This is a genomic window from Leclercia sp. EC_58 (assembly GCF_019584355.1).
GTDB lineage: Bacteria > Pseudomonadota > Gammaproteobacteria > Enterobacterales > Enterobacteriaceae > Enterobacter.
This window is the reverse complement of the sequence record NZ_VDAM01000001.1, coordinates 3,326,055-3,352,289: the sequence shown is the minus strand read 5'-3', so window position 1 is coordinate 3,352,289 and position 26,235 is coordinate 3,326,055. Positions and strand designations below refer to the sequence as shown.

29 protein-coding genes and 2 pseudogenes are annotated in these 26,235 nt (G+C 52.6%); 16 read left to right on the top strand and 15 right to left on the bottom strand.

Annotated elements, in window-relative coordinates:
• Nucleotide 1: 1 nt before the first annotated feature.
• Together FHC51_RS16500 and FHC51_RS16495 are read left to right on the top strand one after the other, a co-directional pair.
• Nucleotides 2-1,996 carry a TonB-dependent receptor domain-containing protein gene (locus tag FHC51_RS16500; RefSeq protein ID WP_220436079.1) on the top strand — a complete coding sequence of 665 codons (1,995 nt, stop codon included), beginning with the start codon at nt 2-4 and terminating at the stop codon, nt 1,994-1,996.
• Between the two features lie 133 nt (nt 1,997-2,129).
• Nucleotides 2,130-3,311 carry a PLP-dependent aminotransferase family protein gene (locus FHC51_RS16495; RefSeq protein WP_220436078.1) on the top strand — a complete coding sequence of 394 codons (1,182 nt, stop codon included), beginning with the start codon at nt 2,130-2,132 and terminating at the stop codon, nt 3,309-3,311.
• Nucleotides 3,312-3,358: 47 nt separating this feature from the next.
• Here the strand turns inward: FHC51_RS16495 and FHC51_RS16490 are convergent, their stop codons facing one another.
• Together FHC51_RS16490 and FHC51_RS16485 are read right to left on the bottom strand one after the other, a co-directional pair.
• Nucleotides 3,359-4,195 carry an alpha/beta fold hydrolase gene (locus FHC51_RS16490; protein ID WP_220436077.1) on the bottom strand — a complete coding sequence of 279 codons (837 nt, stop codon included), beginning with the start codon at nt 4,193-4,195 and terminating at the stop codon, nt 3,359-3,361.
• A gap of 92 nt (nt 4,196-4,287) precedes the next feature.
• Entirely contained in the window at nt 4,288-5,697 is a 1,410-nt protein-coding gene (locus FHC51_RS16485) for an MFS transporter (protein ID WP_220436712.1), read from the bottom strand.
• Between the two features lie 116 nt (nt 5,698-5,813).
• Between FHC51_RS16485 and FHC51_RS16480 the strand changes: the two genes are divergently transcribed.
• Entirely contained in the window at nt 5,814-6,719 is a 906-nt protein-coding gene (locus tag FHC51_RS16480; RefSeq protein ID WP_103824403.1) for a LysR family transcriptional regulator, read from the top strand.
• Nucleotides 6,720-7,017: 298 nt separating this feature from the next.
• Complete coding sequence (locus FHC51_RS16475; protein WP_114387077.1) at nt 7,018-7,545, top strand: hypothetical protein; 528 nt, start codon at nt 7,018-7,020, stop codon at nt 7,543-7,545.
• A gap of 251 nt (nt 7,546-7,796) precedes the next feature.
• Here the strand turns inward: FHC51_RS16475 and FHC51_RS16470 are convergent, their stop codons facing one another.
• A complete protein-coding gene (locus tag FHC51_RS16470; protein ID WP_114387078.1) occupies nt 7,797-8,078 on the bottom strand; it encodes a helix-turn-helix transcriptional regulator in 282 nt (93 codons plus the stop codon).
• A gap of 352 nt (nt 8,079-8,430) precedes the next feature.
• Between FHC51_RS16470 and FHC51_RS16465 the strand changes: the two genes are divergently transcribed.
• Nucleotides 8,431-8,952, top strand: coding sequence for a hypothetical protein (locus FHC51_RS16465; RefSeq protein WP_114387079.1), 522 nt, complete (start codon nt 8,431-8,433; stop codon nt 8,950-8,952).
• A 141-nt stretch (nt 8,953-9,093) separates the two neighbouring features.
• On the opposite strand, the pseudogene FHC51_RS22995 reads toward FHC51_RS16465, so the two are convergent.
• Nucleotides 9,094-9,337: pseudogene (locus FHC51_RS22995) on the bottom strand (hypothetical protein); the annotation flags it as partial.
• 503 nt (nt 9,338-9,840) lie between these two features.
• Here FHC51_RS22995 and FHC51_RS16460 point away from each other — a divergent pair.
• The 3 genes and pseudogenes from FHC51_RS16460 to FHC51_RS16450 all read left to right on the top strand — a co-directional run.
• Nucleotides 9,841-10,039 (top strand): annotated as a pseudogene (locus tag FHC51_RS16460) (ISNCY family transposase); the annotation flags it as partial.
• 343 nt (nt 10,040-10,382) lie between these two features.
• Nucleotides 10,383-10,709, top strand: a complete 327-nt coding sequence (locus tag FHC51_RS16455) for a multidrug efflux SMR transporter (RefSeq protein ID WP_220436076.1) — start codon at nt 10,383-10,385, stop codon at nt 10,707-10,709.
• Nucleotides 10,706-11,032 (top strand): multidrug efflux SMR transporter, encoded by a 327-nt coding sequence (locus FHC51_RS16450; RefSeq protein WP_220436075.1) that lies wholly within the window; start codon nt 10,706-10,708, stop codon nt 11,030-11,032. The genes FHC51_RS16455 and FHC51_RS16450 overlap by 4 nt, the downstream gene beginning before the upstream one ends.
• 61 nt (nt 11,033-11,093) lie before the next feature.
• Here FHC51_RS16450 and FHC51_RS16445 read toward each other — a convergent pair whose 3' ends face one another.
• On the bottom strand, nt 11,094-11,981 hold the full coding sequence (locus tag FHC51_RS16445; RefSeq protein WP_246842278.1) for a LysR family transcriptional regulator: 888 nt from the start codon (nt 11,979-11,981) through the stop codon (nt 11,094-11,096).
• A gap of 228 nt (nt 11,982-12,209) precedes the next feature.
• Between FHC51_RS16445 and FHC51_RS16440 the strand changes: the two genes are divergently transcribed.
• Both FHC51_RS16440 and FHC51_RS16435 read left to right on the top strand, forming a co-directional pair.
• A complete protein-coding gene (locus FHC51_RS16440; protein WP_220436074.1) occupies nt 12,210-14,753 on the top strand; it encodes an excinuclease ABC subunit UvrA in 2,544 nt (847 codons plus the stop codon).
• Between the two features lie 35 nt (nt 14,754-14,788).
• Nucleotides 14,789-15,208: a hypothetical protein gene (locus FHC51_RS16435; RefSeq protein WP_255584897.1), complete on the top strand. Its 420-nt coding sequence runs from the start codon at nt 14,789-14,791 to the stop codon at nt 15,206-15,208.
• Here FHC51_RS16435 and FHC51_RS16430 read toward each other — a convergent pair.
• A complete protein-coding gene (locus tag FHC51_RS16430) occupies nt 15,155-15,622 on the bottom strand; it encodes a MarR family winged helix-turn-helix transcriptional regulator (protein WP_103824408.1) in 468 nt (155 codons plus the stop codon). The genes FHC51_RS16435 and FHC51_RS16430 overlap by 54 nt on opposite strands.
• A 150-nt stretch (nt 15,623-15,772) precedes the next feature.
• Between FHC51_RS16430 and FHC51_RS16425 the strand changes: the two genes are divergently transcribed.
• Nucleotides 15,773-16,594, top strand: a complete 822-nt coding sequence (locus FHC51_RS16425; RefSeq protein ID WP_220436073.1) for an alpha/beta fold hydrolase — start codon at nt 15,773-15,775, stop codon at nt 16,592-16,594.
• Nucleotides 16,595-16,668: 74 nt separating this feature from the next.
• On the top strand, nt 16,669-17,436 hold the full coding sequence (locus tag FHC51_RS16420) for an alpha/beta fold hydrolase (RefSeq protein ID WP_220436072.1): 768 nt from the start codon (nt 16,669-16,671) through the stop codon (nt 17,434-17,436).
• A gap of 33 nt (nt 17,437-17,469) precedes the next feature.
• Here the strand turns inward: FHC51_RS16420 and FHC51_RS23285 are convergent, their stop codons facing one another.
• Nucleotides 17,470-17,745, bottom strand: a complete 276-nt coding sequence (locus FHC51_RS23285) for a hypothetical protein (protein ID WP_375373808.1) — start codon at nt 17,743-17,745, stop codon at nt 17,470-17,472.
• Nucleotides 17,746-17,877: 132 nt separating this feature from the next.
• On the opposite strand from FHC51_RS23285, the gene FHC51_RS16410 reads away from it, so the two are divergent.
• Nucleotides 17,878-18,834, top strand: a complete 957-nt coding sequence (locus tag FHC51_RS16410) for a sensor domain-containing diguanylate cyclase (protein ID WP_220436071.1) — start codon at nt 17,878-17,880, stop codon at nt 18,832-18,834.
• A 178-nt stretch (nt 18,835-19,012) separates the two neighbouring features.
• The gene (catA, locus tag FHC51_RS16405; RefSeq protein WP_220436070.1) at nt 19,013-19,675 is read left to right on the top strand and encodes a type A chloramphenicol O-acetyltransferase; all 663 of its coding nucleotides are present in this window, start codon (nt 19,013-19,015) and stop codon (nt 19,673-19,675) included.
• A 167-nt stretch (nt 19,676-19,842) separates the two neighbouring features.
• On the opposite strand, the gene FHC51_RS16400 is transcribed toward catA, so the two are convergent.
• From FHC51_RS16400 to FHC51_RS16370, 7 genes are all read right to left on the bottom strand, one after another.
• Entirely contained in the window at nt 19,843-20,160 is a 318-nt protein-coding gene (locus tag FHC51_RS16400; RefSeq protein ID WP_220436069.1) for a YebG family protein, read from the bottom strand.
• A 111-nt stretch (nt 20,161-20,271) separates the two neighbouring features.
• Nucleotides 20,272-20,907 carry a glutaredoxin 2 gene (gene grxB, locus FHC51_RS16395; protein WP_220436068.1) on the bottom strand — a complete coding sequence of 212 codons (636 nt, stop codon included), beginning with the start codon at nt 20,905-20,907 and terminating at the stop codon, nt 20,272-20,274.
• A gap of 88 nt (nt 20,908-20,995) precedes the next feature.
• Nucleotides 20,996-21,409, bottom strand: coding sequence for a DUF6691 family protein (locus FHC51_RS16390; RefSeq protein ID WP_220436067.1), 414 nt, complete (start codon nt 21,407-21,409; stop codon nt 20,996-20,998).
• A gap of 9 nt (nt 21,410-21,418) precedes the next feature.
• Complete coding sequence (locus FHC51_RS16385; protein ID WP_220436066.1) at nt 21,419-21,850, bottom strand: YeeE/YedE family protein; 432 nt, start codon at nt 21,848-21,850, stop codon at nt 21,419-21,421.
• Nucleotides 21,840-22,142 (bottom strand): metalloregulator ArsR/SmtB family transcription factor, encoded by a 303-nt coding sequence (locus FHC51_RS16380; RefSeq protein ID WP_220436711.1) that lies wholly within the window; start codon nt 22,140-22,142, stop codon nt 21,840-21,842. The genes FHC51_RS16385 and FHC51_RS16380 overlap by 11 nt, the downstream gene beginning before the upstream one ends.
• Nucleotides 22,143-22,294: 152 nt before the next feature.
• Nucleotides 22,295-22,636 (bottom strand): hypothetical protein, encoded by a 342-nt coding sequence (locus tag FHC51_RS16375; RefSeq protein ID WP_220436065.1) that lies wholly within the window; start codon nt 22,634-22,636, stop codon nt 22,295-22,297.
• A gap of 82 nt (nt 22,637-22,718) precedes the next feature.
• A complete protein-coding gene (locus FHC51_RS16370; protein ID WP_114387087.1) occupies nt 22,719-23,474 on the bottom strand; it encodes a DeoR/GlpR family DNA-binding transcription regulator in 756 nt (251 codons plus the stop codon).
• A gap of 86 nt (nt 23,475-23,560) precedes the next feature.
• Between FHC51_RS16370 and FHC51_RS16365 the strand changes: the two genes are divergently transcribed.
• On the top strand, nt 23,561-24,145 hold the full coding sequence (locus FHC51_RS16365) for an NUDIX domain-containing protein (protein WP_220436064.1): 585 nt from the start codon (nt 23,561-23,563) through the stop codon (nt 24,143-24,145).
• 87 nt (nt 24,146-24,232) lie between these two features.
• On the top strand, nt 24,233-24,991 hold the full coding sequence (gene tam, locus FHC51_RS16360) for a trans-aconitate 2-methyltransferase (RefSeq protein WP_220436063.1): 759 nt from the start codon (nt 24,233-24,235) through the stop codon (nt 24,989-24,991).
• On the opposite strand, the gene FHC51_RS16355 is transcribed toward tam, so the two are convergent.
• Nucleotides 24,992-26,182: a cytochrome c biogenesis protein/redoxin gene (locus tag FHC51_RS16355; RefSeq protein WP_220436062.1), complete on the bottom strand. Its 1,191-nt coding sequence runs from the start codon at nt 26,180-26,182 to the stop codon at nt 24,992-24,994.
• Nucleotides 26,183-26,235 lie beyond the last annotated feature (53 nt).

Genomic DNA, 26,235 nt, shown 5'->3' with positions numbered 1-26,235 from the left:
TGTGATAAAGCAGACACGCATGGCCGTGGCGGTTTCGCTCGCCCTGGCAAACCTTCCTGCGGCCGTTTTCGCCGCGGAATCCACCGCCGTTAACGAAGATGAGCTGGTCGTGACCGCGACCGGCTTCAGCCAGGAACGTCGCGAGGCACCAGCAACCATCTCGGTGGTGAATGAAAAGGAGCTGAACACCCGCTCTAACCAGAACGTCACCGAAGCCCTGCGCGAGATGCCGGGTCTCCTGGTGGGTAACGGCCACGGCAGCCTGGCGACTGGCGATGTCCAGATGCGCGGGATGGACTCCACCTATACCTCCTACATGGTGAACGGCATCAAACAGGCCACCCGCGAATCCCGCCCGTACGGCCACCATATCGGTACCGAGGCCGCCTTTATGCCACCGCTGGCCGCCATCGAGCGCATCGAAGTGATCCGCGGGCCGATGTCATCCCTGTATGGTTCTGACGCCATCGGCGGCGTGGTCAACGTCATCACTAAAAAAGCGTACAACCTGGAGAAGTGGACAGGCGTTCTGGAGGATAACTACTTCCTGCAGGAGAAGAGCGAGTACGGCAACACCAACCAGACCAATGCCTTTGTGATGGGCCCGGTGATCCCCGGTAAACTGGGGGTAAGCGTGGCCGCGGATTATCTCGACCGTCGCGATGATGATAGCGTCAACGACGAGCGTTTTGTGAAGCATCAGTCCGGCAACCTGGACGCGACGATCGCCCTGTCGCCAACGGAGACCCAGCTCTGGGATCTGAACGCTACGAAAGGGAATCAGGAGAAAACGCATAACGATAAACAGTGGTACTGGGGCTTCGACCGCGACGCGGCTTCGCTGTCGCAGCACGCCTGGTATGGCGACATACTTGAGGTGAAGAACTTCGTCAGCTACGAGAAAGCGAAAACCGAGTACCGCGTGCCGGGAATGGCATCACAGTTTATTACCCAGAAAAACTACGAGGCGAACAGCGCCAACACCTTTACCCTCGGCGACCACAAGCTGACGCTGGGCATCAACTTTACCCGCAATGAGCTGGACGATGAGTTCGGCATTAAAGATAAAGAGGCGCCGGGCGTAACGCCGGTGAGCGAAATATCGCGCAACGGCTGGGCGGTATTCGCCGAAGATGCATGGATGATCGTCCCGGATTTCACCTTAACGACCTCGGCGCGTCTGGATCACGACAGCTACTTTGGTTATCACGTCACGCCTAAGATCTACGGCAACTGGACCCTTGATGAAAACTGGGCGCTGAAGGGCGGTGTGTCGGCGGGCTATAAAAAACCGGATCTGCGCCAGAATAATGCCGGCTTTACCAGCGTGTATGGGGCTTATCCTTATTCGGAAATAGGCATCGGTAATGACGATCTCAAACCGGAGGAGAGCCTCAACACCGAGCTTGGCGTCTACTGGCAGCAGGATGCGCTGGCGCTGGACGCGACCGTCTTCTACACCAAATTCAAGGACAAAATCAGCGACCGGGTCATTTGTACCGCGTCGGCCTCGCAGCAGTGTACGTATAATGGTTACGTCGCTGACTCTGTCTTCCAGTATTTCAACGTCAGCGATGCCGAAATCTACGGTGTGGAGCTGAACGGCGACTGGCAGGTCACCTCATCGTTAAGAGCCAATGCCAACTATACCTGGACTCACAGCGAACAGCAGAGCGGCGAGTATAAAGGTTACGCCCTGAGTGACTTCCCGGAAAGCATGGCTAACGTCTCTCTGACATGGCATGCGCTAAACGACCTGGCGTTATGGAGCAAAGCGAGCTGGCGCAGCACCTCACCGGACATCGGCAATTCCAGCGAAACAGAAGCCTACGCGCTGGTCGATTTAGGCGCGCGTTACCATCTGAACAAAAACGTTACACTCATGACCGGCATCTATAACCTGTTTGACGCAAACCCGCTTTACCGCACCTCGTACAACCAGTCTTCGATGCTGGAAGGCCGCCGCTATAACTTCGGCGCCCGTATCGAATTCTGATCCTTACTGCCGGAGCCGTCGTGCTCCGGCTTCTGCAATTGTTATTCCTCGTTTTTCTGCCGCAGAAAGTGATTATCAAAGCCGCCGACATGTGATACTTAGATTGGGAGACAACAAACCAGGATAACGAGAGATGTCGCAGAACAAAATTGCCCACAAAGTACAAAACCTCCAGTCATCGGCGATCAGAGAACTATTAAAACACAGCAAGATGGAAGGGGTGATTTCACTCGGCGGGGGCATTCCCAATCCGGATCTTTTCGATCGCGAAGGGCTGGAAATGGCAATGGAAAAGGTGCTCTCCAGCACCTGGAAGGAGGCTTTTCAGTACGGTCTGAGCGAAGGTAGCCCGGAGCTGCGCGGCGAAATCTGTCAGCTGCTGAGCGGCAGGGGGATCCGCTGCGGTATCGACGAGGTTGTCGTCACATCCGGCTCCCAGCAGTCACTGGATATTCTGGCCCGTGCGCTGATCAATCCGGGCGACATTGTTGTCGTTGAACGTCCAACCTATCTCGCGGCCCTGCAGGTTCTGCAGTTAGCCGAGGCTAACCTGATGTCGGTGGGTACCGACGGCGAAGGGATGATCGTAGATGAGCTCGAAGCGCTGGTTAAGACCACGCCGATTAAAGCGGTCTACATCGTACCGACGTTTGGCAACCCAGGCGGCGTAACGCTGACAGAGCAGCGCCGCAAGCAGTTGGTGGAATTAGCGCAGCGCTACGATTTTGTGATTATCGAAGACGATCCCTACGGCGAAATCAATTTTACCGACAACACCTTCACGCCGTTAAAAGCCTGGGCGGCAGAGATGGGGTGCAGCGATAACGTGATTTACACCTCGACCTTTTCAAAAATCCTCGCGCCGGGGGCAAGGGTAGGCTGGTTAGTGTTACCGGACTGGGTGAAGCGTCAGGTGGTGATCCTCAAGCAAGCCACTGATTTACACACCAGCACATTGTCGCAGTCGCTCACTTATCACTATCTCACCACGGGGCGCCTGGCGGGACAAATCGCGCTGATCCGTGACGCCTATAAACACAAATGCGAGATCCTCTGCCAGGCGGTGGAGCGCGAACTGGGCGATCACCTGACGTTCCACAAACCCATGGGTGGCATGTTCCTGTGGGCGAAATTTAAATATGAGATGAACACTACCGAGTGGCTGAAAAAGACCCTCAACAACGGCGTGGTCTACGTGCCAGGGGAGTTCTTCTACTGTAACGAGCCGGATCACAACACGCTGCGCATGTCATACGTCAGCGTCACGGATGAAAACCTGAAAGAGGCGGTCGCACGGTTAAAAGCCTCCTTATAAGGGGCGCGGAAGTAAAACGGGTGGCGAAAGCCACCCGAATCATTGACTTAGCTGCGGATAAAATCGAGTAAGTCTTTGTTGATCGTATCAGGGTGCGTCGTGTGCATCCCGTGAGGATAGCCCGGATAAACTTTCAGCGTGCTGTTGCTGATAAGTTCATCCTGAAGCAGGCTGGCATTCTTATAAGGCACCACCTGATCGTCATCACCCTGCAAAATAAGCACCGGCACGGTGATCGCTTTCAGATCGTCGGTCTGGTCCGTCTCGGAAAAGGCTTTAATGCCTTCATAGTGCGCTTTCGCGCTGCCAATCATCCCTTGCCGCCACCAGTTCTGAATAGTCCCCTGGGATATTTCAGCCCCCGCTCGGTTGAAGCCGTAGAAGGGGCCCGTCGCCACGTCGAGATAAAATTGCGCCCGGTTTGCGGCCAGCGCTTTACGGAATCCATCAAAAACCTCCAACGGTGTACCGCCTGGATTTTCCGGCGTTTTCACCATTAATGGCGGTACGGCGCTGATTAAAACCGCTTTCGCCACGCGACCCTGCGGTTGGCCGTATTTCGCCACATAGCGCGCAACCTGTCCGCCGCCGGTGGAGTGACCAACATGGACAACGTTACGCAGATCCAGATGTTCCACAACGGCAGACACATCGGCGGCGTAATGATCCATATCGTGTCCATCGCTGACCTGACTTGAGCGGCCATGACCACGACGGTCGGAGGCAATAACGCGGAAACCTTCAGCTAAAAAGAACAACATCTGGTTATCCCAGTCGTCAGCGCTTAATGGCCAGCCGTGGTGGAAGAAAATGGGCTGTGCATCTTTAGGACCCCAATCTTTATAGAAGATACTGACATCATCGTTGGTGGTAACAAATGACATGATAGACCTCTCGGGGAATAAAAGAACCTGAGTGAAGTGGGCTGCGTCCGCAGTTAAAGACGTACAGCCGCTAAGAAGTCTAGTTGAGAAGATTAACGATTGCTTCCTCCTAACGAAAGCACATGCGTTCTGCGCAGTCGGCTGAGGCTAAACAACACTGAAGCGACAGACGCAGCGACAGCGACCCACAGGGCGAAGTGGACAGCCCGTTCATTCAACGTCTGGCCGGTTTCCGGCGATATGAGGGTCAGAAGGATACCGACAACAGCGGCGCCCAGGCACTGCCCGAAAGTTCGGGCAATGGATAATACCCCGGATGCATAGCTTGCCTGTTCGCGGGCAACATTCGACAACATTTCCCGGTTGTTAGGACTTTGAAAACATCCAAATCCGATGCCGCAAACCAGGCTACGCAGGCCGATATCCCATACGGAAGGCGAGGCGGGCAGCATCGCCAGCAGGATCAATCCCACCACAAAGATGGCCAGCCCAACAGTGGAGATCAGCGGCGCAGAAACCGTGTCTGCCCAGCGGCCGGCATGGGGTGCAATGAGCACAATACCTATCGGCCAGGACACGAACAGCAGCGCGGATACAACAGGGCTGTAGCCATATACGCTCTGAAACAGGAAAGGCAACGCAACAAAGGTGATCCCCTGGCTGACAAAAGAGGCCAGTGACGTTAATGCCGCGAGGGTAAAACGTCCGTTCTTGAATATGACGGGCGGCAGTATGGGTGCCCGGGCGCGGCGGATATGCCAGATAAACAGCATCGTGCTGAACAGGGCGAGGAGTCCCCAGCAGACCGCCGCCAGGTGAAGGCTGTTCGCCGCCATAATCATTGCGCCTAAAAGGGTCGCTGACAGTAGCGCGCCTGGGAGGTCAAACGCAGCTTTGCCGGACGTTGATTTTCCGGGTAACGCCCTGAAAGCCAGCAACAGGGCTAAGGTTCCCGGAAGAATGTTAATGGCAAACAACCATTGCCAGCTCAGGGTATCCAGTATGGTTCCGCCCAGCACCGGGCCAATGGCGGTGCTGGATGCAATAAGCAGGGCGTGCAGACCCAGCACGCGGCCAAGCAGTCGTCCCGGAAAAACGCTGCGCAGGATCGCAGGAGCAATACTTAACGTCGCCGCACCGCCGATCCCCTGCAGGATACGCATTGCCACAAGCATTTCCGGGGTGGTTGCCACTGCACAGCCCAGTGAGGTCAGCGTAAAGGTGGTGAGCCCCGTAAGAAATATGGAGCGAGTGCCAAAGATCGTCGCGAGCGAGGCGAAGATCATCAGCGTCATGGCCGCAGAGAGCAGGTAACCGTTGGCGAACCAGACCGCGTAGCTTGCAGGCACCTGCATCGCTTGCGCCATAGAGGGAAGGGCAATGTTGATCATGGTGCCATCAAATACCCCCATCAGGGTGGTCACCATTACGGCGATCATCACCCGGGCGCGCTCCGACCCTGGCAGCCCGTCATCACCGGGTTGGTTTGAAAATAGCATCATCATCTGAACTCCTGAATATGGTTTTGATGACGAAACTATAAGCACGAGGTATATAAGGCGTAAGACGCATGGTTTACACTTAATCATTGCACCGAACGCCTTATCTGAGGTTTATCATGTCCGATCCCGATTTTAACCTGTTGGTCGCACTCGACATTCTGCTGGCAGAAGCGAGCGTGGCCGGTGCTGCACGGCGCTTAAACCTAAGTGCATCCGCCATGAGCCGCACGCTCAACAGGCTGCGTGAGGTGACGGGCGATCCGATTCTGGTGCGAGCCGGACGAAATATGGTGCTGACCCCCTGGGCTGAAGCCTCCCGGGATCGCGCCAGAAATGCGGTGCAGGAGGCGAGGGCAGTGTTACAGCCGTCAATGGAGACGCTCAGGCTGGAAAGTCTGGCGCGGATTTTCACCATCCGGGCCAACGATGGGTTTGTCGTCGCGTTTGGCCCGGCGCTGATTGCCGCTGTGGCTGAGGCAGCCCCGGACGTCTGTATCCGTTTCGCGCCCAAGCCGGAAAAAACGTCACGTTATCTGCGTGAGGGTCTGGTCGATCTGGAAATTGGCGTCCAGAGCAATATGGGCCCGGAAATTCGCCTGCAGCGACTTTTTCAGGACCGGTTTGTCGGTGCCGTTCGTAAGACGCATCCGCTGGCATCGTTACCGGAAATCAGCGTAAAGGATTATGTCGCCTGGGGCCATGTGGTGGCCGCGCCGAATGGATCATTACATGGGTTTGTGGATGATGCACTGGCGGAGTCAGGTTTGTCGCGTAAGGTGGCAAGCGTGGTGCCTGGCTTTCCGACGGCGTTGTCCGTAGCGCTGGCATCGGATCTTATCGCCATGGTTCCGGCGTTGTATTTGCAAAACCCGCAGATGACGGAGCAGCTGCATGTATTCGAACTGCCGTTCAAGACCCGCGCCATCACGGTGTCGCAGATGTGGCATCCGAGAATGGAAAGGGATCCCGGTCATCGATGGCTGAGAGAAAAAGTGCTTGAGGTGTGTCGGAGTGTACGGTGAGGAATGAGAAGCTGAGGCGAGGGGATAAAGCTGGGCGCGTAATATGAGGCCCGGTACGTCTGCGTTGCTGCCATAGATCGCATTTAACTTATGTTGATTGCAACGCTAGTTCACAGACATCGCGCCGATTAATGTATTGTTTTTATAATTGATTTCCATTAAAAAACATAATATTTTGTTACCTTGCTTCATGAGCTGGTCCTGCACAACCCGTATGGATGTTTTTAGCTGATAGGCTTAACTACAGTTCATTAATCATTTCTCATCACATTTTCAAAACAGGGATTTTAAGGAACCTATGCATTCATTTTCTGAGTTAGCGTACAGATGCACAAATTTCTCATTAGCAAAAATTAATGAATGCTATGATTTATCAGTTAAAGCATTATCTGAAACTGGTGCCACACCACCTTTAAAAAATATGCAAGCTCTTAATCTGCAAAAAATGATTCATGCAGTGGGGTTGTTTTCTGTTTACGAGGCTCACTTACAGCGCAGGTTACACTGTAGAGACGGTTTCAAAGAGGCTAAATCTATTCTCGAACAGGCAGGCGAGATTGCGCTGAAAGATAAGTTTCATGATTATTATCTTGCAATCAATGCGTTAAAGCATGGTGATGGGGCTAGCTATAACAATTTGGTCGCTAAATTCAATAATCTTGATTTTGTAGTTGATACACCTACTACACCTGTTCAGGAAGAGGGTGATGTTTCAGGTGTTGAGGGTTTGGTCCTTGTGGATGATGATTTTATTCAAAATTGTCTTGCTGTGATAACCGAAGTATCAGAATGCATATCAAAGCAACGTCCTGATTTTCTTGATTAATGCGTGGAGTTTAAATTCGAAATTTTTTATATGGGCTGGCGCTGCTTAAAGCCATATGGAATTTCGTTCTTTTCACGGGTGGAGATGCCTACCAGCTATGTCTATGTACCTAGTGGGTTAATCCTCAATACATTTGTTTGAATGGTGTGCACTTTGCATCAACGGGTATTCTAGTCGCCGCTAACGTTGACCCTCGCGTTGCACGAGGGTGCATTTTCTGAATTCTAAAAAATATAATTTATTTAAATTTTTCAAATGCTTATTTTTAGATGGATTCCGCAGGCAGCGGCATATCTATCAAGTGTTGAGATGCTTGCTCTGGCTGGATTTCTTTCAAGTCTAGTAATCGCAGGCGGAGTCACTCCCATTCTTTCAGCTAATTGTTTACTATTCATTCCGGCTTTACCTTTCATTTCTTGTAGTAAATTAAATAACATAGCTTCTCTCTCTGCCTCTTCATATGCGGCCTGAGATTCTGGAGTACTGAGGGCTTTCGCCCTCAGTACATCATGCTTGATACCTTTAACTTTCATCAATCATCTCCTCTAACCTGCTCTGTGAATCAGGTGCTCGTATCCATAGGCCAGGGTTCCGTTTAAACCAAATGAAACTCTATTCCTGTTAAACTTAGTCGTCGCCGACCTAGCCCATAAATCAGCGCTCACGCAGCAGGTGGCTGTAAAAGCATAAATTCTGGACACAGAAATCACGCTTATGGGGTAAAGGCCGGTGTGTAAGGTTTAATTTAGTATCCGTTTTGAACTCCTGCCGCAAAACCTACCTCAACCGCCATTTTGGTCAATACCCTGAAAGCAAATGGGTAAATAATTACCCGAGTTAGAACAATCAGTAGTTAAACAATAAAGAAAAGTAGGTCAGTACACTATGTGGAAAAGCATTTCAGATTTGTTTGCAGGCGCTGCACCGCTGTTGAGTTGGTTGGGTTTTCTTTTGGGACTGTTGGTGTATTTCCAGAACAGAAAGACCGCTAAGAGGACAACGCAAATTGCGGAGGAAAATCAGGCTATTGCTAGGAGGGCGCAAGATATAAACCTTATGGATCCTCGTGTCGAAATCAGAAATGCATTTACAGCGATAATGGACGAATTCCCCCGCTTTGCCTATGGGTTAGGCGCACAAGATATTGCAGTCGCAAGAGATGCGTTCAGAAACGCTGACGTGTATTGCGGTGAAGAGATTCACGCCTTTCTGACACGGTTAATTGACGATGTTCACCAATACTTCAGAGAGTACAGTGTTGACACTATTGGCGAAAGGATTTTTATGAATGAGGGGGAAATTCAGGAGCATGAGACACGAATGCAGGCACTGAGAGAATCAATCATCGCCAGCCGCGACCAAGGGAATGCGCTGTTTAATCGTCTCATGCAGGTGATTCACCAGTAATCCGCGTTAGACAAAATGTTGTAGATGAAATCAGACTCGGCCACTGTGCCGGGTTTTTAATTTCCCATGGCTGCTAAATTGTTTTACCGCATCGAGCGGTGTATGAGCGTCAATAACAGTTAGTGTTGTCTGCTCCTATACGATCTGAACTAACGGAATAAGAGAAGCAGTCTTTCGGCGCTCCTTAAGAGCCAAATGCTGATAATGCTTATTTTGAGTAATATCAACACGCCCCATCAACATGGCTTGTAAGTAGTCTGAAATTTCAGCAATAGCGAGAAAAGTGTTTATATTGTGACGAGAAATATGAGTGCGAAGCTGGGTAGGGCGACCGTCATCTTCGATGAAGTCTGTATTTACTGAAGACCGAAGCATAGCCATCAACAGTAGCAGAAGGCGTTTGAGGGCTATTGTTTCCCGAGCTTTCTGGGTCAAATTGGTACGGTTAGTGTAATCGGTTAATTTAATCAGCGCACAGTACCAGCGTTTCAAAATAATCAGAGTTGCAATAGCAACCGCAGGGAAAATGCTGCGATTTCTGCCTCGATAGACGAGTACCAGCCTGGTCGAGTATATACATCTGAGACATCCTCAGAGAAGTTCGTGGATATGAAGAAAATAGCTCTTAAACATAATGCCAGCAAACGAGAGATTAAGGGGGACTTAACCCTATGATTTTATGCGAACCGTCTTGGTTCATGAAGTAAGTTAACAGTCAACATGATTTAACATAATATGCATTATGCGCACCAAGGTAATACCTGCAATATTATAAAGAACTGAGCCGGACCAACCACAACCTACAGTCAGTTGTTGAAAAACGCATGCGCCGTCGTGATGCTGCTCTCCAGCTTACTTTGACCGAACGTCAGAAGCTGTGTCTGATGGATTGATGGTTCTCCACATGACTGGTTTGAAGTTTGAAAGTCAAGCGCCGAAATACTGCTTGCTCGTCTTTATTGATGACGCGACTGGTCGCCTGATGCACCTCCGCTTTGGTGAGACTGAATCAGCCTTTGATTACATGATGGCCACCCGTGAGTATCTCGAGCAACACGGCAAGCCCCTTGCGTTCTCCAGCGACAAGAAAGCCCAAAATCCTGTCAGGAACGCGACAGCCCTTCACATCACGCCTCAACGTTATCATGGGTCAAGCCTAGCCTCCTTTCAGACTCAGTTATGTTCCAATGAGTGATATTTCCATTTTGTCACTTCTGAAATATCAATAAAGTGTCTTGTCCAGACAGAATGAGAGTCTTACTATTACATTTATTCCAGTGCGTAACCAAATAAACTTAACTCGATCAGTGTTTATTAATTTAAACATTTCTGATCTATTTTAATTATTTTTCCGCGACAAGAATCTTTCGTGAATATTTTGTGGCGAAATGGAAATTTAACTCACTGAAGTTGTTGAAGAGAGAATTGTTATGAACACCAGAGGTCTCATCCTTATTATCATCGGCGCGATGTTTGAGTGCGCCTGGGCATTCGGTCTTAAGCATGCCCAGGGTCCATTTGAAATATTCCTGACCATGGTTTGCGTGGTGGCCAGCTTCGGCATATTCATGCTGTCGTTCAAATATGTCAGGGCGAGTATCGCGTATGTAGTTTATACCGGTCTCGGTACCCTATTTGTGGTACTGGTAGAAATGACCGACACCCTGTTTCACGGAGGTCAGCCAGAAATCCTCCGTATCGTGTTCGTGGTCACCCTGATGTTGGGCGTTATTGGTGTTAAAGGAGCAAAATCATGATTTCCTGGCTCATTCTGTTTGTTGCCGCCTGCTTCGAGGTTGCGGGTATTTCCACTCTGAATGGCTATGCCAATGCCGGAACCGCTCGCCGTAAGATCACGTTCCTTCTGGCTACCATTGTACTCTTTGCCATTGCGCTCAGCTCGCTGAGTATCTCCATGCGCGAGATTCCCCTTTCCGTGGCCTATGCCATCTTTACGGGGGTGGGTACCATCGGTGCCGTTGCGGTAGGCGTATTGATTAACGGAGATAAAATTCGTCTGCTCAAGGGGGCAAGTATCTTTCTTATTATCTTCAGTGCGATCATGCTGAAGCTGGTTTAATTCCATATTCTCTCTTTCAGACAGTATCCTGAATGAAAGAGAGAAACCTTTCTGATAGTTATTAATTTCCGGTAAAATAATTCACCATAAAATCCGTAAAGGCTTTAAGTCTGGGAAGCACATATTTATTCGTGGGCCAGACCAGATTGATTTCATAGATTTGTTCGACAATATTTCCCAGCACAATTTTCAGCTCACCTGATTCAATATATTTTTCCGTGAGCAGCCCCGGCATAAAAGCAATACCTTTGCCGTCAAGTGCCAGCCCAAGGCGAATGTCCGTACTGTTGCAGACGAGAGAAGGAATAACATTCTGCACGCCGGATGCTGAATTCAGAAGTGGCCAGGGCTCCGTGCGCCCACTTGAGGGATAGCGGTATTGAATACAGGTATGGGAATTGAGATCCTCCACGCAGGCAGGAATCCCGTATCGCCTGAGGTAATCTGGTGATGCCACCAGATTCATGGCACAGTTACCGAGCGAGCGGGCCGTGAGGCGGGAGTCTGACAACTGGCCGACGCGTATTACCGCATCGAATCCCTCATCCACCACATCAACCAGTCTGTCGCTAAGATCTACCTCAAGAGTTACTGCCGGATATTGCGCCATAAAACGGCTGATCACCGGCAGGAAAAAGGACGGTATATAAGGCATACTCACTCGAAGCTTGCCTTTAGGCTCGCCTGATACAGACGAAAGCTCCTCCTTCGCTGCTGTCAGTTCATTAAGTATTACCCGGCTACGCTCAAGAAACATTTTACCTTCTTGCGTCAGGCTTAAACCACGCGTGTTACGGTTAAGTAGGCGCGTACCCAGCTCCTCTTCTGTTTTGCTGACGAGCTTACTTACAGCAGAGGGGGAAATATTCAGCTCGCGCGCCGCGGCCGCGAAGCTGCCCAGGTCAGCAATTTTCACGAACGCCTCAATACCGTCTACCAGGTTCATCATCTTCTCCTGTAAATAGGTGTAGCAGTTCTGCCATCTTACCCCGTACTGACATTCCATTTCGTCACGACTGAATTACCGAAACCGGCAATTGTCCAATACGCGTCCCGGGACTAACCTTGAAGTTCTTTTCTCATGCCGTCTGTCCGGCCCTTTTCAGTCAGAGCGGAGCTCTTACGTGAAAGGCGAAACTAATAATATCGACAGACTGACGCATTATCAGGGGAACTAATGTCATCAGAAAAACTATCGCAAAGCATAAATGTACAGCCTGAGGATATCCGTACCGGCGTCACTGTACATGGAGCCAGGACGCATAACCTCCGGGACGTTTCCTTCACCTTTCCCCGTGATGCCATGGTGGTTTTTACCGGGATATCCGGATCCGGTAAATCCTCCCTGGCGTTTGACACACTCTACGCCGAAGCGCAGCGACGGTTTATGGAATCTGTTGCGCCGCATGCGCGGCGCCTGATTGAGCAGGCTTCGGCACCGGACGTGGACGGCATAGACGGGCTGCCACCCGCCGTAGCCCTGCAGCAGAGCCGGGCCGGCGCGCAGGAACGCTCAACGGTTGGCAGCCTGACGCGGATCTCCGTCACCCTCAGGCTGCTTTTTTCACGTGCTGGCATCCATCCCACCGACATCCCGTTCCTGCCGGCAGAAGCCTTCTCGCCCAATAATCCTCAGGGCGCCTGCCCTGCCTGTCAGGGCATGGGCATGGTGCATGAAGTGAAGGCCGACGCGCTTGTTCCTGACGGGTCGCTTAGCATCCGCGAAGGGGCGATAGCCTCCTGGCCCAACGGCTGGCAGGCAAAAAACCTGCGCTCAATTCTTGACTCGCTGGGCTACGACATCGATGCCCCGTGGAATACGCTGGCTGAAAAAGATCGGGAATGGATCCTCTTCACCGACGAACAGCCGTCAGTGCCGATTTTCATGGGGCTAAATGCGGAGCAGCGCCAGGAGGCACTCGCGGCAGGCACCGAGCCCGCCTATACCGGTACCTATACCAGTGCCAGAAAATATCTTCTGCAAAGCTATTCGGGCGGTAAGGAGTCAGTGAAAAAACGCCTCTCCCGCTTCATCACCGTGGCGCCGTGCAACGAATGCCACGGCAAACGGCTCAACCGCAATGCTCTGGCCTACACCTTTGCGGGCCACGACATTGCCGAAATGGGTGAGCTGACGATAACGCAGTTAAAGGGGTTGCTTTTACCCTTTGCCGAAGGCCATTCGCCGCATATGCCTGGCGAAGCCGCGCTGCGGGAGGCCGTCATCAGGATGACGACCGATATCTGCGGCCGCCTCGACCAGCTCGAAAGGCTAGGCCTCGGCCACCTCTCTCTCGGTCGGCGGACTACCATGCTCTCGTCCGGCGAGCTGCAGCGTATCCGACTGGCCACGCAGCTTATCTCCCGCCTGTTTGGCGTGTTCTACGTGCTCGACGAGCCGGCAGCCGGTTTGCATCCGGAAGATGTTCGCGCCCTCCTCCAGTCTCTGCGCCTGCTTCTGGAGGCTGGCAACTCGCTGGTTATTGTCGAACATAATCTGGACGTTATCGCCGAAGCCGACTGGCTCACGGAGGTGGGGCCCGGTCCCGGGCACTTGGGCGGTGAGATCGTTTATAACGGCGCACCATCCGGTCTGGCACGGGTTTCCCGCTCACCTACCGCAGGCTACCTCTTCGACAAACACCGTCCGGGCCTGCGCAGGCGTGAACTTCCCGATCGCTGGCTGGAGCTTGAGCAAATCACCTGCAATAACATTCACGGGCTGGATGTCCGCATCCCTCTTGAACGGATGACCGCCATCACCGGCGTATCCGGATCGGGCAAGTCCACGCTTCTGGCCCGGGTGCTCCCGGCGCTGCTTCAGCGACTCGACAAAACCCCTGAGGATGAGGAGTCAGAGGAAGACAGCCTGGTTCCGGGGGTACAGGGTAAGATCACGGCTGGCGGGACTACTCTGAAACGTCTGGTCCGCATCGACCAGAAACCCATCGGGCGCACGCCGCGCTCTAACCTGGCGACCTATACCGGCTTCTTTGATACCGTGCGCAAGCTATTTGCCGATACCGACGAAGCGAAAAAGCGAAGTTTTGACGCCAGCCGCTTTTCCTTTAACCTGCCCGCCGGCCGCTGCCCCGCCTGCGACGGACAGGGACAGATCACTATCGAACTGATGTTTATGCCCCAGGCAAGCGCGCCCTGCTCCGCCTGCGGCGGACGGCGCTACAATGAGGATACGCTCCAGGTCCGCTGGCATAACAGAACGATAGCAGACGTGCTGGATCTCACCGTCGATGAAGCCGTTGAGGTGTTCAGACATAATGACACCATCCAGCGCTCCCTGGCCGCGCTTGCCTCGCTCGGTCTCGGCTACCTGAAACTGGGGCAGCCCGCCACCGAACTATCCGGCGGCGAATGCCAGCGCATTAAGCTCGCCTGGGAATTGCAACGCGTACAGCGGGGTAAAACACTCTATCTGCTTGACGAGCCCTCCACGGGGCTGCATCCAGCGGACATGGACAAGCTGATGCGGGTCCTCGACAGTCTGGTTCAGCGCGGCGATACGGTGGTCATGGCGGAGCACGATATGCGCATTGCCGCAGAAGCCGACTGGGTTCTCGATCTCGGTCCCGGGTCGGGCGAAAACGGCGGACGTATCATTGCGGCCGGCACGCCGGAAGAGGTCAGCCGCAGTAAGAAAAGCCTCACCGCGCCCTGGCTTGCGGCCAGGCTAAAAAAAAGGAATGGCGATCCTGACGAGTAACACCGGTCAGGTTTAGTGATGGTTTCGGAGGATACATGCAGTTTGATTTGTTTGCAGACGAAAAGCTACCCTCCATTCCGGGCTTGATTTATCAGGCCGACTTTCTCACGCCGGAAGAAGAGACAGGTTTGCTGGAGATTATCGCCACGCTGCCTCTCATGCCTGCACGGTATAAAGAATATGAATCAAAGGTCCGTATTCTCAGCTTCGGCGGGCTTTACGATTTCAATACGCATACCGTCAAGCCCAGTCCGAGGCTTGATGCACGTCTGGTTCCGCTGCGAAACCGCGTTGCCGACTGGCTGAGGATTGAGCACGGGACGATTTCCCATCTGCTCGTCACCGAATACCTACCCGGCACGCAGCTGGGATGGCATCGCGACGTCCCGGTCTATGAAACATCACTTGTCCGGTCTCTGTGCACGCTGTATCTGATCACGGATCTTATCGACTGATGATTTAATGTCAGCAACTGCATCCGCATCCATTCCAAGGGTATCCACAATACAGCGCGTGATATTGCTGGCCTCAATTTTCAGTGTGTCCCCCTTCTCTGTCAGATGAATAAGCACTTCACGTTCATCCTTCGGATTGCGTGTCCGGGTGATCAACCCCGCACTCTCCAGCCGCTTAAGTAAAGGAGTCAGCGTGCTGGACTCAAGGAAGAGTATTCCACTCAGTTCCTTCACAGTGCGTCCATCCTGATTCCACAGAGTGATCATCACCAGGTACTGGGGATAGGTTAAACCCAGCTTATCGAGCATTGGGCGATAGAGCTGCGTAAACGCATGTCCCGCGGAATATAGCGAGAAGCAGAGCATGCCGTGCACATCCGGAAGTAAATCCCCGGTATTTATCTCTTTAGTCATATGTCCTCCAGTCCCTCTAAAATAATTTGTGTGCGATTTAATTGCAAGCGATTGACAACAACAAAAAGTAATGTCAGATTAATTCACACACAAACAAGTCGTGCACAAGTCAATTGCGCAGCAACATACAATTCATAACAGGAGAAAGATATGTCCACATTCACAACGACAGACGGGACTGGCATTTTCTATAAAGACTGGGGTTCAGGTCAGCCAATCCTCTTTGCTCACGGATGGCCGTTATCGTCTGACGCCTGGGATCAGCAGATGCTTTTCTTCAGCCAGAATGGCTTCAGGGTCATCGCTCATGACCGGCGCAGCCACGGGCGTTCGGACCAGACATTCCATGGCAACAATATGGATCAGTATGCTGACGATCTGGCCGAACTTATTGAAGCGCTGGATCTGAAGGACCTTATTTTAGTAGGTCATTCCACAGGGGGTGGCGAAGTTGCACATTATATCGGTCGTCATGGTACTTCCCGTGTAGCTAAAGTTGTTTTGGTTGGCGCAGTACCTCCTCAGATGCTCCGGACCGATGCTAATCCCGACGGCACTCCGCTGGAGGTATTTAATGCCATTCGCGAAGGAACGGCCAAAAACCGTGCTCAATTCTTCTTCGACCTGACCATTCCATTCTATGGCTTCAATCGCGACCATGTACCAACCAATGACGGGCTGCGGGAAAACTTTCGCAGGATCGGGTTGCAGGGAGGTATTAAAGGACAATATGACTGCATCCGTGAGTTCTCCGAGGTCGACTACACACGCGATCTGCAGCAGATTGATCGCCCTACTCTGATTATTCATGGTGACGATGACCAGATTGTGCCCATTAAGGCATCAGCACACCGCGCCGCTGAGATCGTTGCGAACGCCACACTGAAGATATATGCCGGCGGCTCACATGGTCTGGCTGAAACAGAGGCCGACCGCTTTAATGCTGACGTCCTGGGCTTTATTCGCGGCTAACGAGGTGGCCTGTTCCATACAGGCCACACCCATCATACGCATACCTTATCAACTGTGTTAAAAGGGAAACTATCATGTCTAAATTTGCTGCCTCCCTCGCTATTGCTACCGCTCTGCTGTCTGCCAGTGCTTTCGCCGAAACCGCAAAGCCGACTGTTGTCCTGGTTCATGGTGCTTTTGCTGACTCATCAAGCTGGAATGATGTCACCCGCATCCTGCAGAAAGATGGGTATAACGTCGTCGCAGCGGCTAATCCGCTGCGCAGTGTTTCGACTGATGCAGCTTACGTCTCTTCTGTTGTGAACAATATTAAAGGACCTGTTGTACTTGTCGGGCATTCCTATGGCGGCCAGGTGATAACGAACGCAGCCCGGGAAACGAAAAATGTTAAATCACTGGTTTATGTCGCCGCATTTGCTCCTGACACGGGTGAGGCTGCCGCTGAACTGGCGGGGAAATTCCCCGGTGGCACTCTTGGCGAGGCGCTTTCCGCGCCGGTTAAGCTGGCTGATGGTAACGTCGATCTGTCCATTGAGCAGTCGAAGTTCCACCAGCAATTCGCTCATGACGTGTCAGCTGAAAAAGCTGCGCTGATGGCGGCAGGACAACGACCTGTGACCGAAGCAGCATTAACTGAAAAATCGGGAGCCCCCGCCTGGAAAACAGTGCCCTCTTACTTCATTTATGGTGACAGCGACAAAAATATCCCTGCCCAAAGTTTGCGTTTTATGGCTGAACGCGCGGGATCAAAGCACACCGTGGTGATCAAAGGGGCATCCCATGTCGTGATGGTTTCTCATCCCCAGGACGTAGCCACACTTATTGAGGAAGCCGCGAAATAAATCTCTTTGTCCTGTCTTTGACGCCATTCCCCGTCAGAGGCACTGTCCCGGACTTTTTTTTGCGGTGCAACCGCCAGGGTATACAGTGTCAGCTGCCTTCGAAATAAACAGAAGAGAGATCGTCCGCCTGCGGTAAAAGGCGGGCGTTTTCTCCATCTTCGCGAACGAGTCCCAGGTCGGCCGGACGGGGCGCAGAATGATGCTGTACCTTTTTCTGATGATCTCCAATTCGCCCCCCTCAAAATCCATTTCGCGGAACAAGCAGATGGCGCGGTTGTTGCCATTTTTAAAAATGGCAACGGTTCTCAAGCTGACAAGGCCCGACAGAAACAGATATCAGTGTCCAGACAGGCGGGTAATTTCTGCTTATCCTATACTCAGCTAAAGAATATTGTTGTGTAGATGAAAACATCAAAAACGCGCATAAGTCGTTGAGGTTCTATGAAATTCCCCGGCATACCGGAAAATGAAGAAGAAAGACTAAAGTCGCTTTATCTCGCAGACCTGCTTGATACCAGAGACGATGAGCGTTTTGATCGTCTTACCCGGCTTGCCAGGCGAATCTTTCAGGTACCTGTGGTCCTGATAAGCCTGCTGGATCGCGAGCGACAATGGTTGATTGCATGCGAGGGTCTCGGTGTCCGGGAAACGCCACGTAATATCTCATTCTGTGGGCACGCCATTTTGCAGGATGGCGCTTTTATCGTTAACGATGCATCTGTTGATGAGCGTTTTCATGATAATCCCCTGGTCACCGGTGAACCTTACATCAGATTTTACGCTGGCTACCCGGTGCATCTGCCTGACGGAAAAGTGGCCGGTACGCTTTGCCTCATTCATACCATCCCTCGCAGCTTTAACGACGAGGATATTGCTTCACTCAAGGATCTGGCCTTCATTGTTGAGGATGAATTTCAGGTCATCGGCATGGCAATGACCGACAGCCTGACCGGAATAGCTAATCGGCGGGGTTTTTACCGGACAGGAGAAAAACGGTTCAGCACCCTCACTGAGCGTAATACACCGTTCAGCCTTATCTTTTTTGATCTGGATAAATTCAAACCTATCAATGATCTTTGGGGACATGCTGAAGGCGATGAGGTTCTGAAAGTCTTCTCAGGACTGTTGTTTCAGTTCCTGAAGCCCGGCGATATTGCCGGTCGGCTGGGTGGAGACGAATTCGCCGTGCTCATTACCACCCGGAGCAGTACGGAGGATTTTTTGCATGAGCTTCGTCGGGGGGTTGACGATTACAACCAAAAATCAGGTAAACCGTACAATATCAATTACTCTTCTGGCATTCTGCACAATGATCAGGGCCAGTATTCGTCGCTTGACGAAATGATCAAAAAAAGTGACGAAGTGATGTACTCAGTGAAGCGCAGGAAACAGCTTTAAGAGGAGCGCTTTGCGCAGCAATGTTTAAGGTACCGTCGCAGTCACCGCTCTTCTTAACGTAACTGGCAGTCAGCCTCACTTTACCGATGCATATCAGCGTGATAATAAGATATGCTGGTTTATCATGGAAAAATCTTACGCTGAACGCAGGATTACATCGCTAATCAAAGGGTTAGAAATGAAAAAAACAATCCCAGACTATACGCCTGTTGACTTATCTCGTTGGGCCAGGAAGGAACATTTTGCGGTATTTCAGTCTTTTGCTCAGAGCACCATTAACCAGACTGTGAATTTAGACATCACCGATCTGCTAAAACATATTAAAGACGTGGGCTGGAAGTTTTACCCTACTATCATCTCCATCATTTCTGAAGTCGTAAACAGGCATACAGAGTTTCGTATGGCCATGAAGGACGATGAGCTGGTTATATGGAAGGAAGTTTATCCAAGCTACACCATTTTCCATAATGAAACGGAGACGTTTTCATCATTATGGAGTCATTACGATGGCAATATGGAGCACTTCCAAAAAACCTATTCTGAAGACGTTACACGCTACGGTAATAACCTTTCTTACTGGCCTAAGGGCGAGTCACCGGACAATATATTTTTCGTATCGGCTATTCCCTGGGCAACGTTTACCAGTTTCAATGTCAACGTTGCAAACATGAAGAACTTTTTCGCGCCCATGTTCACCTTTGGCAAATACTGCGAACAGGATGGAAAGACATTGTTGCCGCTCGCCGTTCAGGTCCACCATTCCGTTTGCGATGGTTTCCATCTGGCAAGACTGTTTAATGAAATACAAGAGATAATGAGCGACTTACCGCACCGTGCTTAAACGGGCCACTTGTATTGTTATGCGAGGAACAGGTATCAGCGATGACGATTACGTTAATGCCCTGCCTGTTTCCTGCCCCACATCCGCCCACCTGAGCCGGGCATATGGCAAAAAAAACCGCGAGCAGTTTCCCACTCGCGGCGACAGGATCAGCGATGATGTGTTGATCAGGCAGCTTTGACTGCTCTGATTTTTTTACTGCTACCTTCATCTGACTCTGCTTTCTCTGCTGCTGTTGCGGCATTGAGATCGGGAAGTTTGCTGGTACGCAGAATATGCTGCACGGCCTCTTTCTGCTCGGCGAGATACAGCCCCAGATTTTCAGCCTGCGTTTCATCCATCTGCATGTCACTTTGCACCAGCCAGTCGGTGAACGCTTCTGCGAGGTCGAGCAGTTTGTCGTGAGCGTCAGCCTCTTTCTTACTGGCAAATGTCATTTTCTCTTCACCTTTTCTTACGACAACATATTTTGTTTCAACAGCCATTATGCACCCCCTATACTGTAATTATATACAGTATAGCACTTCCTTGTTTGTGTTGCAGCCAAAAATGCGCTGGATAAACTTGCTTATGTTCAGGGGGCGAGCCCCCTTCAATTACAATGCCTTATCGGTAAACAGCGGTACGTTACAGGATGTCGCAACGTGGTCCAGATAGTCGCTCAGGTAGTCCGGATACGGGAAGCCTTTCACAATTGTCAGCGAGTTCAGCACCGGGAAAAGATAAAAATCGGTGATGCTTATCGGGTGTCTGGCACGCAGATAGGGCTCGATTTTAGCCAGTTCATCCACCAGCGTATCGATAAAGGCCTGACTATTGGCCATTAATGCCTCCAGATCGCCAAACGCTTTTATCTCACGCTGGGTATAGGCTTCGCGCGCGGCTGGGGTGGACAGCTCTTTAAAATCCGCCCGGGTAAAACGTGGGATCGCCAGGTTAAAGACGGTGCGCGTGTTCTCTTTGCACCAGACCTCAATTAGGGGATCGCATTCACCTTTGATGACCGGCGCACCATTAAGCTCATCGACATAATGGACGATATCCATGCTTTCCGGCATGTAAACGCCCTCTTCTTTTTGCAGGATCGGCACGACCTTTCTGCCCACCATACGGGTTGGCGTGTCGACATCCCCTTCCATTATCACGCCCAGCTCGAAGGGCACCTTTTTAAGACCAAAGATCATTCTCGCGCGGATACAGAACGGGCAATGCTCATACACATAGAGTTTCATAGCGCTCTCTTTCTCTAAACAGATGGATGATGGGATGAATTACCTGACAGGATCGGGCAAATCGGGTCAAGGTTTCCAGCCTAATTTTTTACGCTGGCCGGGCTTTGTCCACGATCCACATTCCGGCCAGCATCGACAACACAAACAGCACTCCCTTCCCTGCGCCCGCCCCCAGTAAGACCAGCGCCGGTCCGGGACAAATACCCGCCAGCCCCCAACCCAGGCCGAACAGAACAGCGCCCATCAGCAGCGCGCGGTCTACGGTGTTATTCTCCGGCAGTCGGATCGGCGCACCGCAAAACGACGTTTGTCTGCTTTTAGCTAACCTGAAGCCGACTATCCCCACTGCAATCGCCCCGAGCATCACGAAGGCAAGAGAGGGATCCCAGGGCTGAGAGAGATCCAGAAAGCCAAGTACCTTCTCAGGATTTGCCATCCCGCTTATCAGCAAACCCACGCCAAAAATCAGGCCACACAGAAACGCGGCAATGACCATTAACATATTTCTTCCTTAACCGAGCCAGAAACCGGTCAGCGTTGCGGTAACAATACCGACCGCCATAAAAGTCAGCGTGGCCGCCAGGGAGCGTCTGGAAAAACGCGACAGCCCGCAGACGCCATGCCCACTGGTACACCCGGATCCCAGACGCGTCCCGGCGCCCACCAGCAGGCCCGCCACGACAATCAGCGGCCACGAGGTATGAACTGTTATCTCAGGTAAGGGAAAGAAAAGGCTGAACAACAGAGGTGAACCGATAAGACCGATTAAAAAGGCTATCCGCCACCCCTCTTTACGGGTCTGTTTCGTCAGCATTCCCGCCACAATGCCGCTGATCCCGGCGATTCGCCCGCAGAAGTGAATCAGCAGTATGGCGGCAAGCCCGATTAATACCCCGCCCGCGAGGCTACTCAGTGGCGTGAAGTGAGAGAAATCAACGCTCATGATCGACACCTTTCTCTGGGCAATAGAGGTCATATAAGGTGTTAAGCAGCGTAAAGATCCGCGGATCCTCAATCCGGTAGAAAATCTGTTTACCTGTACGTCGGGTCTCCACCAGCTTTAAACGCCGCAACACCCCCAGCTGCTGGGACAGCGTAGGCTGACGGATCCCCACCGCCTCTTCAAGCTGCGCAACGTTCGCTTCCCCCTGGCTTAACTGACACATCAACAGCAGTCTGTCCGCATTGGACAAACCGCGCAAAAGCTCCGCAGCCCCCAGTGCCGCCTGTTTCATTGCATCCTGAATATCGCTATTTGTAGTCACGATATGCACCCATCAATATACATATTTATATAATGTATTTTAGTATATTGTTTGCCGGGACGCATAGCAAAAAAAACCGGCAGGTGGCAGCCGGTAGTTTTTCTTCCCCTGGCGGCCTGACCTTATAATTTCAGCTCAGGCACCAGCGCTTTTTTATCCGACATACAGGTTTGCCACGCTTTACCCGGCTCGCCGTTATCCAGCACCGACGAGGTACGATATTCTACGGTGCGGGTACGTTGATCGGGCCCCACATAGTCGATGGTCGTCCAGCGGGTGTCGGCGTCTTTGCCTTCTGCGGTGAGTTCGATAGTCTGGTTTTTCACAATTTCGGCGCACTCTTTCGCCGCGGCCTCGACTTTACGAAACTTCTTCTCTTCGGGCGAAGTGCCCTCACCGGACATGGACATACAGCCGGTGAAGAGTAAACAGGCAAGGGATATAAGGCTGATTTTTTGCAGCATCACGTAGTCCTTAGTAATGAACAGGTTACTGCAAAAGCGTAGCTTATACGGCTGCGCTCTTCCTGCGATTAGCATTTTCGCGTCACGCTTTAACAACCGACACGCCCTGCCCGACCACCGCCTCAACCCAGCGACTGTCGGTATCCGGTTCAACCACCACGGTATTGATAAGCGAAAGCTCGCCAATCAGAAAGGGTGAAGCGGTATTAATCTTCTCCGGCGACGCCAGTACCACCGTTTCGGCGGCCCTGCCGGAAAATGCGCGTTTGATGCACGCTTCTTCATAATCACCGGTGGTTAACCCCGCTTCCGGATGAATACCGGTTACCCCCATGAAAAAGAGATCTGCATGGATACGTTCGATACCCTCAATCGCGGCGGCTCCCACCGTGACGATAGAGTGGCGGAACAAACGCCCGCCAATCAGGATCACCTCAACCCGGGGATGGTCCACCAGCGCCAACGCAATACCGGGACTGTGGGTGACCGCCGTAAAGGAGAGATCCGTCGGCAAGCAGCGAACCAGCTCGGTCGTGGTCGTCCCGCCATCAATGATCACCACCTGTCCCGGCGAGATAAGCTCAACCCCCTTCTGCGCCACCCGCTTTTTGGCGTCGATGCCAAGGTGGCTGCGCTCGGCAAAGCTGGATACCGCTTTTGATGCCGGCAGCGCGCCGCCATGCACCCGCTGTAAACGCCCCTCGGCTGCCAGCTCGCGCAGATCCCGGCGAATGGTATCTTCCGACACCTGAAATTCGATGCTGAGGGTTTTAGAGAGCACCTCTCCTTCGGTGTTCAGTTTTTCAAGGATCAGCTGTTTGCGTTGACGGGTGAGCATGAAGGATTCCTGAGGTTGCATGTTTGATCTTGATATTGCACGAATGTGCAGACTATGATGGTCACTCTACCTATACAGGAGGCATCGTGCAATCAACTCGTGCAGAAGTACGCATTCTCGATAGCAAAACGCTGTCAGATGACTGGTACACGCTCAAAAAATATACCTTCGATTTGCGCCGTCGCAACGGGGAGTGGCAGCGTCAGAACCGCGAAGCCTACGATCGGGGAAATGGTGCAACCATCCTGCTCTATAACCGCGAGAAAAAAACGGTGATCCTCACCCGCCAGTTTCGCTTTCCGGTCTATATAAACGGTCACGACGGTTATCTGATCGAAACCGCCGCAGGCCTGCTTGATAACATGGCCCCGGAAAAGCGCATCAAAGCCGAAGTGGAAGAAGAGACCGGCTACCAGATTGACCAGGTGGAAAAGGTGTTCGAAGCCTTTATGAGCCCCGGCTCCGTCACCGAGAAGCTCTATTTTTACATCGCGGAATATCACGCAGGGGATCGCACCGGCGCAGGAGGCGGTATCGAGGCCGAAGGTGAAGATATCGAAGTGCTGGAATGGCCCATTGAACAGGCCCTCAGGGCTATTGATGATGGCACTATCGTCGACGGCAAAACCATCATGCTGCTCTATCACGTTGCCCTGAAGAAGATCGTCTAACATCCGCGCACCGACAGAAAGGGATTTCTGTCATGTCTGAAACCTCATCATCTACACTTCAGAAAAGAGCAAACTGGAGATGCCCGCATGACCGACTGGAACCCTGGCCTGTATCTGCAATATGGCGCGGAACGCACCCGCCCCGCCTTAGAGTTGCTGTCCCGGATTGCGCTGGATAACGTTACCGATGTGGTCGATCTCGGCTGCGGACCGGGCAACAGCACGGCGCTGTTGCAGCAGCGCTGGCCCACGGCGCAGATAACCGGCGTCGATACCTCGCCCGCCATGCTCGCAGAAGCCAGAGCCACCCTGCCAGGGTGTCGGTTTATTGAGGCGGATATTCGCCACTACCGCCCCGAACGCACCCTGAACGTGGTTTACGCCAATGCTTCCTTGCAGTGGGTAGAGAATCACTATGAATTGCTGCCGCATCTGGTCTCAATGCTGAAACTGCACGGCGTACTGGCTATCCAGATGCCGGATAACGACCTGGAGCCCACCCACGTGCTGATGCGTGAGGTGGCGTTAGAACAGGATTATCCGGATCGCGGCCGGGCAGCGCTCCCCGGCGTCCATGCCTATTACGATATCCTGACCGAAGCGGGCTGCGAGGTGGATATCTGGCGTACGACCTATTATCACCAGATGGCCTCCCACCAGGCGATCGTCGACTGGGTAAGCGCCACTGGCCTGCGTCCGTGGCTTCAGGATCTCAATGAGAGTGAGCAGCAGCGCTATCTACATCGCTATCATCAGCTGCTGGAGGAGCAGTATCCGCTCCAGGAAAATGGGCAGATACTGCTGGCCTTTCCGCGGCTGTTTATCATCGCCCGACGCACACCGTAGCTACGCTTTTGCCTCTTTCAGCAGCTGCTGGATCACCTGCTCCTGCTTGTCAGTATTCCCTTCGCCGAAAGAGGCGTAACGCAGTTGCCCTTTGGCATCGAAGAAGTAGTGCGCAGGCCAGTAGCGATTGCCAAAGGCGGTCCAGATTTTATAGTTATTGTCAGTCACCACCCGGTACGGCAGCTGCCATTTGTTAATGGCTTTTTGCACCGAGGCCCGCGGTTTCTCCCACGGATACTCCGGGGTATGGACGCCGATCACCACCAGACCCTGTGACGAATATTTGTTGGCCCAGTCGCGAACGTACGGCAGCGAGTGCTGACAGTTAATGCAGTCCCAGGTCCAGAAGTCGATCAACACCACTTTGCCTTTTAACGACGCCGGGCTAACCGGCTCGCCATTGAGCCATCCGGTACCCCCTTCCAGAGAGGGCATCGCGCTGGTGGTGACCGGCTGTGCCACCGGCTGAAGCGTCGGCGGAGTCTGGCTTCCTGGCGCCAGTTGCAGCAGCGTTTTCTCCAGCCGGTCGGCCAGCCCGTTTGCCCCCTGAAAGAGGCTGTTCAGACCAAACGCCGTAAACGCGACGGACATCAGCATCATCACCCCCGCGGTTTTTCGCAGCCCCTCCATCAGGCCCGATTTGGCTTTCAGGCGGGCGATAAGCGCCTGACCACTGAAGCCAAGCAGCGCGAGCATCACTGCACAACCGCTGCCATACGCTGCCAGCAGGCTGCCGGTGGCAATGGGGCTATGTCCCGCGAGACTCAGGCTGAGAATAGCCCCTAACACCGGTCCGGCGCAGGGCGACCACAGCAGCCCGACCGCCAGCCCGGCGAGCACCGCCGAGGCTAAGCCGCGGGTCGTGTTGCTCCGGGAATTGATCACATTGCCGAGGCGTAACGCTGGCCCGGCGATGCGCTGTGCAAAAGATGGGAAGATCAACGCCAGGGCGGCGAGACTCAGCAGTACCAGCGCCACCCAGCGTCCCACGATGGTGGCGCTGACCACCCAGTCACTGGCGACGGCGATCAGGCTGGCGACCAGGGTAAACATCATCACCATACCGCACAGCATAGCGACAAGCTGACGCCGCTGGCCGCGAAATCCGGCGAACAGCAGAGGAATAACGGGAAGCGTACAGGGGCTGAGCAGACTGACCATGCCGCCTAAAAATGCGATCACGAGAAACATAAACACCTCACTTACCAGTTGATAGTGAGGCCATTACAGCGTGGGGATGTGTT